This is a genomic window from Flavobacterium sp. (genome assembly GCF_027484205.1).
Classification (GTDB): domain Bacteria; phylum Bacteroidota; class Bacteroidia; order Flavobacteriales; family Flavobacteriaceae; genus Flavobacterium.
Genome location: NZ_JAIXUB010000007.1, coordinates 12978 through 26802, shown reverse-complemented (window position 1 = coordinate 26802; position 13825 = coordinate 12978). Strand labels below are relative to the sequence as shown.

At 28.8% G+C, this 13825-nt stretch carries 10 protein-coding genes; 7 read left to right on the top strand and 3 right to left on the bottom strand.

The window, feature by feature from the left end; translation table 11 throughout:
• Positions 1-107: 107 nt before the first annotated feature.
• Entirely contained in the window at positions 108-2210 is a 2103-nt protein-coding gene (gene recG, locus Q0049_RS02575; RefSeq protein WP_298116251.1) for an ATP-dependent DNA helicase RecG, read from the bottom strand.
• A 237-nt stretch (positions 2211-2447) separates the two neighbouring features.
• On the opposite strand from recG, the gene Q0049_RS02570 reads away from it, so the two are divergent.
• The 3 genes from Q0049_RS02570 (at position 2448) to Q0049_RS02560 (ending at position 7288) form a co-directional block, all read left to right on the top strand.
• The gene (locus tag Q0049_RS02570; protein ID WP_298116249.1) at positions 2448-4565 is read left to right on the top strand and encodes a M1 family metallopeptidase; all 2118 of its coding nucleotides are present in this window, start codon (positions 2448-2450) and stop codon (positions 4563-4565) included.
• A 152-nt stretch (positions 4566-4717) separates the two neighbouring features.
• Positions 4718-5869, top strand: coding sequence for a hypothetical protein (locus Q0049_RS02565; RefSeq protein ID WP_298116246.1), 1152 nt, complete (start codon positions 4718-4720; stop codon positions 5867-5869).
• A 282-nt stretch (positions 5870-6151) separates the two neighbouring features.
• Positions 6152-7288, top strand: coding sequence for a hypothetical protein (locus tag Q0049_RS02560; protein WP_298116243.1), 1137 nt, complete (start codon positions 6152-6154; stop codon positions 7286-7288).
• 65 nt (positions 7289-7353) lie between these two features.
• On the opposite strand, the gene Q0049_RS02555 is transcribed toward Q0049_RS02560, so the two are convergent.
• Both Q0049_RS02555 and Q0049_RS02550 read right to left on the bottom strand, forming a co-directional pair.
• The gene (locus Q0049_RS02555) at positions 7354-7881 is read right to left on the bottom strand and encodes a hypothetical protein (RefSeq protein WP_298116240.1); all 528 of its coding nucleotides are present in this window, start codon (positions 7879-7881) and stop codon (positions 7354-7356) included.
• A 3-nt stretch (positions 7882-7884) separates the two neighbouring features.
• Positions 7885-8394, bottom strand: coding sequence for a hypothetical protein (locus Q0049_RS02550; RefSeq protein WP_298116237.1), 510 nt, complete (start codon positions 8392-8394; stop codon positions 7885-7887).
• A gap of 151 nt (positions 8395-8545) precedes the next feature.
• Here Q0049_RS02550 and Q0049_RS02545 point away from each other — a divergent pair, with 151 nt between their 5' ends.
• The 4 genes from Q0049_RS02545 to Q0049_RS02530 all read left to right on the top strand — a co-directional run bounded on the left by Q0049_RS02545 (position 8546) and on the right by Q0049_RS02530 (position 13817).
• Positions 8546-10882: an ATP-dependent helicase gene (locus Q0049_RS02545; protein ID WP_298116274.1), complete on the top strand. Its 2337-nt coding sequence runs from the start codon at positions 8546-8548 to the stop codon at positions 10880-10882.
• A 90-nt stretch (positions 10883-10972) separates the two neighbouring features.
• Positions 10973-11593 (top strand): L-threonylcarbamoyladenylate synthase, encoded by a 621-nt coding sequence (locus Q0049_RS02540; RefSeq protein WP_298116235.1) that lies wholly within the window; start codon positions 10973-10975, stop codon positions 11591-11593.
• 785 nt (positions 11594-12378) lie between these two features.
• On the top strand, positions 12379-13080 hold the full coding sequence (locus Q0049_RS02535; protein WP_298116232.1) for a sensor histidine kinase: 702 nt from the start codon (positions 12379-12381) through the stop codon (positions 13078-13080).
• Complete coding sequence (locus tag Q0049_RS02530) at positions 13080-13817, top strand: LytTR family DNA-binding domain-containing protein (RefSeq protein ID WP_298116230.1); 738 nt, start codon at positions 13080-13082, stop codon at positions 13815-13817. Before Q0049_RS02535 ends, Q0049_RS02530 begins: the two co-directional genes overlap by 1 nt.
• Positions 13818-13825 lie beyond the last annotated feature (8 nt).

Here is a 13825-nt window from a genome sequence, read left to right as displayed (position 1 = left end):
TTTATGTGTTTAAGAGTTTAAAAGTTTAAAGGTTTAAAGGTTTAAAAGGTTTTGTAATCTATAATCTGTAATCTGCAACCTGTAATCTGAAACCTGCAATCTGAAATCTAACTTATATAATTCCAAATATTTTTTTTCGCACTCATTTCTATAAAAATGTTTCTAAGATTTTGATGTTCTGGTTTTTCCATTGCTGCATCATCTTTTAATAATTTTATAGCATATTCTCGTGCTACCATTAAAATATCTCGGTCTTTAACCAAATCAGCAATTTGTAAATTTAAGATGCCGCTTTGTTGTGTTCCTAAAATATCTCCTGGACCACGAAGTTTTAAATCGACTTCTGCAATTTCAAATCCATCGTTAGTTTTACACATGGTTTCTAATCTAGTTTTACTGTCGTTACTTAATTTGAAACCTGTCATCAAAATACAATAACTTTGATCAGCACCACGACCAACGCGACCTCGCAATTGATGCAACTGAGATAATCCAAATCGTTCCGCACTTTCTATTACCATTACACTTGCATTAGGAACATTTACTCCAACTTCAATTACCGTTGTTGCAACCATAATATTGGTTTTTCCAGCTACAAATCGTTGCATTTCAGATTCTTTTTCGGCAGGTTTCATTTGACCATGAACTATTGATATGAAATAGTGTGGTAAAGGAAAATCTCTTGAAATACTTTCATAACCATCCATCAAATCTTTGTAATCTTGTGTAGAACTTTCATTAATCAATGGATATACAATATAAACTTGCCTTCCTTTAGCAATTTCATCTTTCAAGAATTTCCAAACCTTTAATCGGTTAGAATCAAAACGATGTACTGTTTGAATTGGTTTTCTTCCTGGAGGCAATTCGTCAATTACAGAAATATCTAAATCGCCATACAAACTCATCGCTAAAGTTCTCGGAATTGGAGTAGCCGTCATGACCAAAACGTGTGGTGGAATTTCATTTTTCTTCCATAATTTACTTCGTTGTTCTACACCAAAACGATGTTGCTCATCTATTACTGCTAATCCTAAATTATGAAATTTTACTTTATCTTCAAGCAACGCATGTGTTCCAATGATAATATCTAAACTGCCATTTTCAAGTTCCTCATGAATGATTTTTCTTTCTGAAGTTTTGCTTGAACCAGTTAGAATTTTTATATTAATATTTAAATCTTTAGCCAATTCAGATAATCCAATAAAATGCTGATTAGCAAGAATTTCTGTTGGCGCCATCAAACAACTTTGAAAACCATTATCTTTTGCTAAAAGCATACACATCAAAGCCACAATTGTCTTTCCTGAACCCACATCGCCTTGAAGCAAACGATTCATTTGGGCATTGCTTCCCATGTCGTTTCTAATTTCTTTAATCACTCTTTTTTGAGCATTGGTCAATTCAAATGGTAAATGATTGTTGTAGAAATCGGTGAAGTTTGTCCCAACTTTATCAAAAGGATGTCCTTTAATTTTATGTTTCCGAATTAAGTTTTTGGTAATTAATTGCAATTGAATGAAAAATAATTCTTCAAATTTCAATCGAAATTGTGCTTTCGCCAAAAGTTCCTGACTTTTCGGAAAATGAATATTGAACATTGCCTCATTTTTAGAAATAAGTTTTAAATTTTCTAAAATATTGGAAGGTAATGTTTCTATAAATTGGGCTTTAGTTTCAATAAAGAGTTGTTGCATGGCTTTGTTTACAACTCTATTGGTAATGCCACGTTGCGTAAGTTTTTCGGTACTTGGATAAACGGGTTGCATCGCACTTCTCAAGCTAGCTTTGTGTTCTGCTAACAATTCCATTTCTGGATGTGCCATGGAATATTGTCCTTTAAAATCGGCTATTTTTCCAAAAATCACATACGTTTCATTGAGTTTCAAACTTTCACGAATCCATTTTACACCTTGAAACCATGTTAAATCCATTTGCCCAGTTTCATCAGTAAATGTGGCTACCAATCGTTTTTGATTTTTACCAAATTCAACCGTTTTTACATGAATTATTTTACCAATAATTTGAACTTCGGCAGTTGTTCCTTGCAATTGGTTGATTTTATAATAGCGAGTTCTGTCAATGTATCTATTTGGAAATAAATTCATTAAATCTCCATAACGATGTATGTTGAGTTCTTTCCGTAGCAATTCGCCACGAGAAGGACCAATACCTTTCAGATATTCTATTGGAGTTTGTAATGGATTCATTTAAATAGCAATTGCAATTTCAAAATTCAATTTCAATAGAGCGAAGATAAGGTTTCAAATTCAATTTCAAAATTCAATTTCAAAAACAATGTCAAACTGAGCTAGCTTACACTGAGTTTATCGAAGTGAAGTGAAAATATCAATTTCAAATTGAGGATTTTATAAATTTCTCAAATTTGTATTTCTAAAGTTTAATTTGATTCTCAATAACTATATTTGTAATTCAATAATAATTCTATGAAATATTTAATTCTTCTCTTCTTTTCATTTCTTTCTTTTAGTCAACAAATTTCAAAGGTTGATTTTATAAAATGTGATGCAAATGTTCAGCCAAATTTTAAAACTAAATCTGTTTATGGAGAAATCACTTATGAATTTAAAGTGCTTTCCGAAATTGATTCCATTAGAATTGATGCAAAAAACATAGATTTTAAAGAGGTTTTGATTAATGGAAAATCTGTAAATTATAAAAATAATAAGAAGGAATTAATTCTATTTGAAGGATTTAAGAAAGGTAAAAATAAGGTTTCATTTACTTATAATGCTATACCAAAACAGACTATATATTTTACAGGAATTGATAAAGGACAACAAATTTGGACTCAAGGACAAGGGAAATTCACAAGTCATTGGTTGCCAAGTTTTGATGATGTAAATGAGAAAGTAATTTTTAATATTAGTGTTACTATTGTTGAAGAAATGAACGCTATGTCAAAGTTTACAGCTATTTCTAATGGTGTTTTAACTGAAACAAAAGTTGCTAGAAGTTGGTCAGAAGGAGATAATTATTTGTCGTATAAATTCAAAATGCAACGACCAATGTCATCCTATTTAGTGATGATTGCGATTGGAAATTTTCTTCATAAAACAGAATCTTCAAATAGTGGTATTCCATTAGAAAACTATTATAAACCAATGGATGAAGATAAATACCAATACACTTATAAAGATTCGAAAACTATTTTTGATTTCCTTGAAAAAGAAATAGGGGTGAAGTATCCATGGAAAATTTATCGTCAAGTTCCGGTTGAGGATTTCCTTTATGCTGGAATGGAAAACACATCGGCGACTATTTTTTCACAAGATTATGTAGTTGATGAAAGCGGATTTAATGATAGAAATTATTTGAATGTAAATGCACATGAGTTGGCACATCAATGGTTTGGCGATTTGGTTACAGCAAAATCGGGTAAACATCATTGGCTTCAAGAAGGATTTGCAACATATTATGCATTGCTTGCGGAACGTAAGGTTTTTGGTGACGATTATTTTTATAATCAATTATATAGTTATGCTAATCGATTGAAAGTTGCTGCAAAAACAGATACAATTCCTGTAATGAATGAAAAAGCAAGTTCGTTAAGCTTTTATCAAAAAGGTGCTTGGGCTTTACATTATATTAAGGAATCTATTGGAGAAAAGAAATTTAGAAAAGCGGTTAAAAATTATTTGAAGCGATACCAATTTAAAAATGCTGAAACAGATGATTTTTTAGCAGAAATTAAAAAGGTATCCGATTTTGATACTGAAAATTTCAAGAAAGTTTGGTTGGAAGATTATAAATATCCTGCAAATGATATTAATTTTCTTTTAACAAAAAATGCTTACATCAAAGATTTATTAAAATTGCAACAAGAGCGAAAAACTATCTTAAAAGACAAATATTATTTATTTAAAACAATTTTAGAATCAAACGGTTATTTTCCACTCAAGATAGAAGTGATTTATCAAATTAGAAATGAACCTTTTGAAAAAGTCTCTGAATTGTATGATTTGGCAATGAAATCTAATGATGTTGCAATTCGTAAAGCTGTAGCTGAAACACTATCTAAAGTTCCAGTTTCATTCAAATCAGATTACGAAACATTATTGAATGATACCTCATATGAAACTAAACAAACATCATTTATTACTTTATGGAAAAATTTTCCTGAGCAACAAAGTAAATATTTAGAAATTGCAAAAGATTGGCAAGGACGAAGTGATAAAGAGTTACGAATACTTTATTTAACATCATGTATTTTATATGCTGATACTCATGAGAATGATCAAAAAGCATCAATTATTGCATTAAAAGCTATAGATGAGTTGAAAAATTACACGTCACCAAGTTATGAAAGTTCAATTCGTCAAAATGCCTTTGATAGTTATCTTTCAATTTATCCTGAAAATGATGAAGTTCTCAAAAATTTGGTTAATGCCACAACACATCATAAATGGCAATTTACAAAATATGCTCGAGATAAAATTAGAGAGTTGATAAAGAATGAAAAAAGCTATCTTCAATTTGAAAAATTACTTCCTGACCTTTCGATTGAAGAAAAAAATCAATTACAAAGACTTCTAATTAAGTAGTATTTTGTTAATTTTTGTCTTTTTGATTAGCAATATTGCAATTCAACGAGTTTTGAGGTTTTCTAACGATTTTTTTTTTGTGTTTCACAACTTGTGTGTTCTTTCGCACCGTGTAAATCCCAAATTTATTATTAAATTAAATTTATTAAAATATGAAAACGAATAAACTTTTTATTTTAGGCCTTTCTGTCTTGTCTATTTTATTCACAAATTGTGATAACAAAGAAGACGCAACTACATCTCAAAATGAATTTAATTTTGGTGCTACTGTATCAAGAGATTTTAAAGGAAAAATTGTTGATGAAAACAACAATCCAATTGCAAATGCAACCGTTACTTTAAATGGATATGAAGTTACTACTAATTCAAGTGGTATTTTTTCTTATGTAAATGCATCTGTAAAAGAGCGTTTTGCTTATTTCACCGCAGAAAAGGATGGTTTTTTAAGTGGTTCAAGAACAGTTATGACACATGATGGTTTGAATGAATTAACTATTATGTTATTAACTCCAAAAGTAGATATGATTCAAACTGGAGAAATAGCTACAGTAACTGTAGGTAATACTTCAATCAAATTTGATGGAGCTTTTACAACAGAATCTGGTGAAGTATACAATGGTACTGTAAAAGTTCTTTCAGCAGATTTACCTGCTAACGATCCAAAAGTTTTTGATAAAATGCCAGGTTCTTTACTAGCAATTGATAGTAATGGTGATTACAAAGGTTTAGAGACTTTTGGAATGGTTAATGTTGAGTTATATGGTTCAGATAATCAAAAATTACAATTAACAGAAGGACATACAGCAAAAATCACAATGGATATTGCTACTCAAGCTCAACAAGCTATTGCGCCAAACATTATGCCTATGTGGTATTTTGATGTAAAAAAAGGTGTTTGGGTTGAAGAAGGTTTTTCTGAAAGAATTGGAAACCAATATGTTGGAAATGTTTCTCACTTTACAGTTTGGAATAATGACTGGGCTTATCCAGTTGCTAATTTAAATGTAGTGGTTACAAATGCTGATGGAACTCCAGTTCAAGGCGTTAAAGTTGAAATTTTTAGACCAAGTGTAACTGCACCTGCTGACCACTGGAATGTTCCTTTAATTTCATTAGGTGTAACAGGAAGTAACGGTACTTTATCTGCTGGTGTACCTTACAATGAAGTATTTGTTTTTAGAGCTTATAATATCAATGGTCTTTTAATTAATACACAAGAATTACCTGCTTCTACATTAGCAAATAGAACAGTTTATGTAGTTATTCCTTTTAACGACAGAGTTGCTACAACAAAAAAGAATTAAAAAAGAGATTTTTAATATATAAAGACCGACTGTTTTTCAGTCGGTCTTTTTTTTTACCAAAAAATTGCTTTTAACCTATTTAAGAAATGATTTAATATTAATGTAAAGTCGCATTAATACTACAAAAGTAAATTTTTAAAGCATAAAAAATTTTCATTATTCTTCTATTTATGCATTTTGTCGACTATTGATGTTGTATAACGAATTTTTTTTCAAAATCTTCAACATGTGCGTTCTTTTGCCATGTGTATTAAACCCAAGTTAATAATAAAATAGAATAACATGAAAACAAACAAACTTTTATTTTTAGGAATGGCAGTTTTATCTTTAGTCTTCACTAATTGTGATAGTAAAGAAGAGGCTACTAAGGAAAGCGAATTTACTTTTGGAAATGTAGTAAGTAGAGATTTTAAAGGAAAAATAGTTGACATCAACAATAACCCAATTGCAAATGCTACTATATCTTTAAATGGATATGAAGTAACTACTAATTCAAGTGGTATTTTTTCTTATGTAAATGCAAATGTAAAAGAGCGTTTTGCTTATTTCACAGCTAAGAAAGAAGGATATTTAGATGGTTCAAGATTAGTAATGTCTCATGAAGGTCTTAATGAATTGACAATAATGATGTTACCTATGGATGTAACTGCTACAATTCCAACAGGTGTAGTTTCTGAAGTAACATTACCAAATACAACTAAAGTTACTTTTGATGGTTCTTTCATGTTAGAAAACGGAACAGCATACAATGGAGATGTTAAAGTTATAGTAAATCATTTAGATGCAGCAGATCCAAAAGTTTTTGATAAAATGCCTGGTAACTTAATTGGTGAGAGAGAAGATGGTTCAATTTCTGGTATGGAAACTTATGGTATGATTAATGTTGAATTAAGAGGTGATGATAATCAAAAACTTCAAATTACTACTGGTCATACAGCTAATATTTCATTACCAATTGCAGCTAATCAATTAGATACAGCACCTTCAACTATTCCGTTATGGCATTTTAATGAAACTTCTGGTATGTGGGAAGAAAATGGTTTTGCTAGAAGAATAGGTGGTAAATATGTTGGAAATGTGTCTCATTTTTCTTGGTGGAATTGTGATTATGCATACCCAGTTGCAACATTAAATGTTTTTGTTACTAATGCTGACGGAACTCCAGTTCAAGGTGTTAGAGTTACAATTAGCAGACAAGCAGGTTCAACAGGAGATGTTTTAATGGATTTAGGAATAACAGGAGCAAATGGATCTTTATCTGCTGGTGTACCAAGAAATGAAGTGTTGACTTTTAGAGCTTATAATGTTAACGGTGTTTTAATTAATACGCAACAACTACCAGCTTCAAATTTAGCAGTAAGAAATGTTTACGTTGTAATTCCATTCAACGATAGAGTTGCTGCACCTTCAAAAAATTAAACTAAAATTTTAGATATAAAAAAACCGATTGAAAATTCAATCGGTTTTTTTTTGTTTTATAGTGATTATAAAAATTCTTTAACTTCACTTTTTAAATAACTTAATGCTATTGAGGTTGCTGTAGAAGATTCACTTTCAAATAAATTACTCAATATTGTTTCTCTAAGTTTATCTGAATTTGCAATTTCTTGACTTAAAGTTGTTTTTCTTATGTTTTGAATGATGGTGTTTTTTGCTGTTACAATCATGTTCCAACATTCATCTGAAACATAGATTTGTTGTGTTAAATTGTGTTCGTATTCTTGCTCAATATGATGAATTAATAAATTTTGATAATCTCTTTTATCATCATTTAATGGGGCAACTCTTATTAAAAGTTTTGACGGACTAATTCTTTCTAAAAACAAGGCAAGTCTTTCATACGCCTGAAGTTTTAATGGCAATGATTGCTTTTGATTTTCTTTCAATAAATTAAAACGTCTTCTTTTGTCTTCGCTATCAGTAAATGTTTTAAATGAATAATACGCTACAGCACCAGTAATTAATGCTGGAAGTGTATAAAAACTCAATTCAATAATTTTATCTGCATTCATAGTTTAAAATTGTATTTGTTTAGCTTTTTTAGCAAACCAAATTCTATCTCTTTCAATTTGATTTTCAACTGTATAAATTTTCTTTCTTGTATTAACATTCAATTGACCAAAATAAGTTGTTTTTCCTTCTTTTATCTCAAATTTCATGTTAACAGGAATTTCCATTATTGAAATGTTGTTTCTTGAATTATTAAAAATTTTGATTTTAAAAAACTTATATTTTCCTTCTGGCTTAGCAACACTAAAAAGAAAATACGATTTGCCTTTTTTCTTAAAATCTGCTCTGTCATATTTGTAAGTAAAACTTCCTTGTTCATTTGGATAATCATTAATTGATGGAATATCATCACAATAAGAGAAAGTATAGCCATTATATATTTTTTTATCTATACAAATGGTACCAACAATCATTCCTTCACCTGCATTGTAAGTTTTTTGCATTTTTTTTGCAGCAGTTGAACATCCAAATAAAGTTGAAACTAATAAAAAAGAGAGTATAAATTTTGCTTTCATGTCTAATAAAATTAAGTGTTTACAAAGGAAAACAATTTTTAAATTGGATGCAAAAAATAGTTGATAAATCGAAGGTTTTTTTATTGTTATTATTGGTAACTAAACCTATTTTTGTAAATCTCTAAAACTATGATAGAAGTTTAAACTTATGATGCAAAAATATATAAGCCAACTCAACGAAGCACAACAAGAACCTGTTTTGCAAAAAGATGGACCAATGATAATTATCGCTGGTGCAGGTTCGGGTAAAACACGTGTACTTACAATGCGTATTGCTTATTTAATGAGTCTAGGTGTTGATGCATTTAATATTTTAGCGCTAACTTTTACTAACAAAGCAGCACGTGAAATGAAAAAACGTATTGCTGATATTGTTGGAACTAATGAAGCTAAAAACCTTTGGATGGGAACTTTTCACTCGGTTTTTGCAAGAATTCTTAGAAGTGAAGCAGATAAGTTGGGTTTTCCGTCAAATTTCACTATTTACGATACACAAGATTCTGTTCGATTAATTTCTTCTATTATAAAAGAAATGCAATTGGATAAAGATGTTTATAAACCAAAGCAAGTTTTAGGTAGAATTTCTTCTTATAAAAATTCATTAATAACAGTAAAAGCTTATCTCAATAATCCTGAATTGCAAGAGCAAGATGCCATGTCAAAAAAGCCTCGTTTGGGCGAAATCTATGCGAACTATGTTGATAGATGTTTCAAAGCTGGCGCCATGGATTTTGATGATTTACTACTTAAAACTAATGAATTATTGAATCGTTTTCCAGATGTTTTAGCAAAATATCAAGATCGTTTTCGTTATATAATGGTGGATGAGTATCAAGATACTAATCATTCTCAGTACTTGATTGTTAGAGCTTTATCTGATAGATTTCAAAATATTTGTGTTGTTGGTGATGATGCTCAAAGTATCTATGCATTTCGTGGCGCAAACATCAATAATATTTTGAATTTTCAAAAAGATTATGATAATGTAAAAACATATCGACTTGAACAAAATTATCGCTCAACAAAAAATATTGTGGAAGCGGCTAATTCAATTATTGATAAAAATAAAACCAAATTAGATAAAGTAGTTTGGACAGCAAATGATTTTGGCCCAAAAATTAAAGTACATCGCAGTGTAACTGATGGTGAAGAAGGACGTTTTGTTGCAAGTGAAATTTTTGAGCAAAAGATGCGCAATCAAATGCTCAACGGACAATTTGCTATTCTTTACAGAACGAATGCGCAATCAAGAGCTATGGAAGATGCCTTGCGTAAAAGAGATATTCCTTATAGAATTTATGGAGGTTTGTCGTTTTACCAAAGAAAGGAAATTAAAGATGTAATTTGCTATTTACGATTAGTGATAAATCCAAAAGATGAAGAAGCATTAATTCGTGTAATAAATTATCCTGCAAGAGGAATTGGTGACACAACAGTTGAAAAATTGACAGTTGCTGCAAATCATTACAAACGTTCCATTTTTGAAGTTATGGAACATATTGATAAAATTGATTTGAAATTAAACTCAGGTACAAAAGCAAAATTGCAAGATTTTGTAACGATGATTAAGAGTTTTCAAGTCATTAATGAAAATCAAGATGCATTTTATTTAACCGATCATATTACAAAAAAGACAGGATTAGTTCAAGAATTAAAAAAAGACGGAACTCCAGAAGGTATTGCTCGAATCGAAAATATTGAGGTTTTAATGGGTGGAATCAAGGATTTCATCGAAGGTCAAAAAGAAGTTGATGGTGCTCGAGGTGCTTTGTCAGAATTTCTTGAAGACGTGGCACTTGCAACCGATTTAGATAAAGATACTGGCGATGATGATAGAGTAGCACTGATGACAATTCACTTGGCAAAAGGATTAGAATTTCCTTATGTTTTTGTAGTTGGAATGGAAGAAGATTTATTTCCAAGTGCCATGAGTTTGAACACAAGAAGCGAACTTGAAGAAGAACGTCGTTTGTTTTATGTGGCCTTAACTCGTGCTGAACACCAAGCCTATTTGACTTATGCACAATCACGTTATCGTTGGGGAAAACTTACTGATAGCGAACCTTCACGTTTTATTGAAGAAATTAAAGAAGAGTTTTTAGAATATGTAAATCCAATAGATAATGGAGGTTATCGATACAAACCAATGATGGATATTGATATTTTTGGTGATATTGATAAATCAAAATTGCGTTTGGCAAAACCTGTTGCAGGAACGCCACCAAAACGATATGGAGAAGAACCAGTTTCATCAGCAAATATTAGAAAACTCAAACCAGTTTCTGGTAACGCTCCAAGTAATTCCAATGCCAATTTATTTGACAGTAAATTAATAGCAGGAAATATTGTAATGCACGAACGATTTGGAAAAGGCGAAGTTATTAACCTTGAAGGTGTTGGTGCTGATAAAAAAGCAGAAATCCGTTTTGAAGTTGGAGGAATAAAAAAATTATTGCTGCGTTTTGCAAAATTGGATGTAATTGGATAGTTTAAATTGTTCAATGTTGCTTAAAATGGTTTAATTTCGTAAGCAACAACTTTAAACTCTTGAACTCTTTTAAATTTTAAACAAGAAAACATGGCACAATTCATCAAAATATACGAAGACAATCCTAACGAATCGGCTATAAAAAAAGTAGTTGAAGTACTAAAAAATGGCGGATTGATTATTTATCCAACGGATACTGTTTATGGTTTAGGTTGTGATATCACAAATCTGAAAGCTGTTGAAAAAGTAGCCAAATTAAAAGGAATAAAACTTGAAAAAGCTAATTTATCCTTTATATGCTATGATTTAAGTCACATTTCAGATTATGTGAAACAAATTGATACATCGACATTTAAACTTTTAAAAAGAGCTTTACCTGGCGCATATACTTTTATTTTGCCAGGAAATAATGATTTGCCTAAAGTGTTCAAAAATAAAAAAACTGTTGGTATTCGTGTTCCTGATAATTCCATTATAAGAGCTATTGTAAAAGAACTTGGAAACCCAATCATTTCAACTTCCATTCACGATGATGATGAAATTGTAGAATATTCAACTGATCCTGAATTAATTTTTGAAAAATGGCAAAATCTAGTTGACGTAGTCATTGATGGAGGTTATGGTTTTAATATTCCATCAACCATAATCGATTTATCTGGTTATGAACCAGAAGTTATCCGTGAAGGTAAAGGAAGTTTGGATATTTTGTAATTCTTTTCACTAAGCTTTTTTTACTATTCACTAATTTAAATTTTATTACTATTGTCATTTTATTGACTTTTGAAATGAATTTAAAATTTAATATTATGAAATCTTTTCAGAAGTTTTTGTTTTTGGGATTATTACCTTTAATAATTATTACTTTTATCATTGTTTTTAGAGGCAATCTTTCAGATTTATCTAACATGAGGGTAAACTATTTTACAGCAAGTTTTTTTTTAAATATTTCTTTTTGTAGTGTTTATGTTTTCGAAAAAATAAATAAAAGTTTTTATAAGAAAACATTAATTTCAATTCTAATATTGGTAATATTAACGTCTATTTCAATTCTTTATTTTCAATATTTTTATTTTAAAAGAGGTATTGTAACATTTTCATTTACCACTTGGTTTTTTCAAATTTTATTAAATATTGCTATTTTTCTTTTTTATGTTTTTATTCTTGACGTAAGTAAAAAGATGACTAAAAGATTTGATTTAGTTTTTCAAGAAAAACTTACTTTTTATATCAAATTTGTTCTTTTGCTTTCTGTAACAATGACGCTCTTTTTAATACTTTTTTATATTTTCGACTATATTAATATTTATAGTTTTGAAGTTGCATTAATAAAGTTATTTACAAAGTTTTTTTCGTTTTCATTAATTGTAAATACAATATCAATAATTTCAGTTTATCTTTTAAGTCAAATCAAATTTATTAGACATAACTTTTTTTTACTTATATTTTTGACTTCAATTCTATCATTTCCCTCGCTTTTTGCACTTGGATTTCCAAAATTGAATTATTTTTTAGGATATGTTGGTTCATTTTATGTTCTTCAATTATTTTCTCCTACAGTAATAATTTCAATTTTGTTTTACAGAATAGATCAACGAAATAAAAAAAATAGATTAATTGAACTTCAAAACTTAAACATCAAAAAAAATTCAGAATATCTACAACTTAAGCAACAAGTTAATCCACATTTTCTCTTTAACAATTTGAATACTTTGATTTCTTTCATAGAAATTAACCCCAAAAAAGCCATCGAGTTTGGACATCATTTATCAAATACCTATAGACATTATCTAAAATATCAAGAGGAAGATTTTGTTTTATTATCTGATGAAATAAGTTTTATAAAAGAATATTTAGAAATTTATAAAGCTAAATTTGAAAATGGATTTTCATTTAAAATTAATGTTGAATCGTATAATTATCAATATATTCTATCTTTATCATTACAAGAAATTATAGATAATATATTTAAACATAATAGTTTAGACGAAATAAATTCTATTGAAATTTCAATTTTTATTTTGGATGATAATTTATGTATTTCTAATTCTATCACTTTTAAAAACTCCTTATCAACTACAAAATTAGGTTTAGAAAATATAAATAATAGGTATCTTTTGTTAACAGATAAAAATATTAAAGTAACATCATCTCAAGGTAATTTTCAAGTAGCAATTCCTATTTTAAATTTAGAAAGATAATGACAGCGGTAATAATTGAAGATGAAATTCCTGCAGCAAATCGTTTGCAAAAATTATTAATTTCTAAAGAGTTTGAAGTTTTAACAACTCTTCATTCAGTAAAAAATGCTATTCAATGGTTTAAAGAAAATAATCATCCAGATTGTGTTTTTGTAGATATAAAATTAAGAGATGGAAATTGTTTTGAAATTTTAGATAAAATCACTCTTAAGTCAAAAATTATATTTACAACCGCTTATAATGAATTCGCATTAAATGCATTTAATTATAATTCAGTTGATTATCTTTTAAAACCAATTGATGAAGAAAAATTAGATAAACTAATTTTAAAAATAGAAACGTTAAGAATTGGTTTTCAACATGAATTTAGTTGGAAGGATTTTGAACAAAACGATTATCAAAAAATAAAAAACTCGTTTTTAGTTTCATCGGGTTCATTGTTAAAAAAGATTAATGATTTAGATATTATTTGTTTTTATAGCGATAACAATTCAACGTTTTTATTAAATAATGTAAATCGAAGTTTTATTGTAAATAAATCTTTAGAAAAACTTGAAGAAGAATTAAATCCAAATTTATTTTTTAGAATAAACAGAAAATTTATTATTAATAAGAGTTATATTCAAAATGTGAAAAATGAATATCAAAAACAAATATTTCTATCAATAAAAACTGATTTTGAATTCATTATAAGTAAATTAAAAGTTAAAGCATTTCTGGATTGGTATAAAAAATAAACGCCTCG

What these genes read in the sequence shown, in the direction of transcription:
- recG (WP_298116251.1), bottom strand. Translation starts at nt 2,210, where the DNA reads ATGAATCCATTACAAACTCCAATAGAATATCTGAAAGGTATTGGTCCT.
- Q0049_RS02570 (WP_298116249.1), top strand. Translation starts at nt 2,448, where the DNA reads ATGAAATATTTAATTCTTCTCTTCTTTTCATTTCTTTCTTTTAGTCAA.
- Q0049_RS02565 (WP_298116246.1), top strand. Translation starts at nt 4,718, where the DNA reads ATGAAAACGAATAAACTTTTTATTTTAGGCCTTTCTGTCTTGTCTATT.
- Q0049_RS02560 (WP_298116243.1), top strand. Translation starts at nt 6,152, where the DNA reads ATGAAAACAAACAAACTTTTATTTTTAGGAATGGCAGTTTTATCTTTA.
- Q0049_RS02555 (WP_298116240.1), bottom strand. Translation starts at nt 7,881, where the DNA reads ATGAATGCAGATAAAATTATTGAATTGAGTTTTTATACACTTCCAGCA.
- Q0049_RS02550 (WP_298116237.1), bottom strand. Translation starts at nt 8,394, where the DNA reads ATGAAAGCAAAATTTATACTCTCTTTTTTATTAGTTTCAACTTTATTT.
- Q0049_RS02545 (WP_298116274.1), top strand. Translation starts at nt 8,546, where the DNA reads ATGCAAAAATATATAAGCCAACTCAACGAAGCACAACAAGAACCTGTT.
- Q0049_RS02540 (WP_298116235.1), top strand. Translation starts at nt 10,973, where the DNA reads ATGGCACAATTCATCAAAATATACGAAGACAATCCTAACGAATCGGCT.
- Q0049_RS02530 (WP_298116230.1), top strand. Translation starts at nt 13,080, where the DNA reads ATGACAGCGGTAATAATTGAAGATGAAATTCCTGCAGCAAATCGTTTG.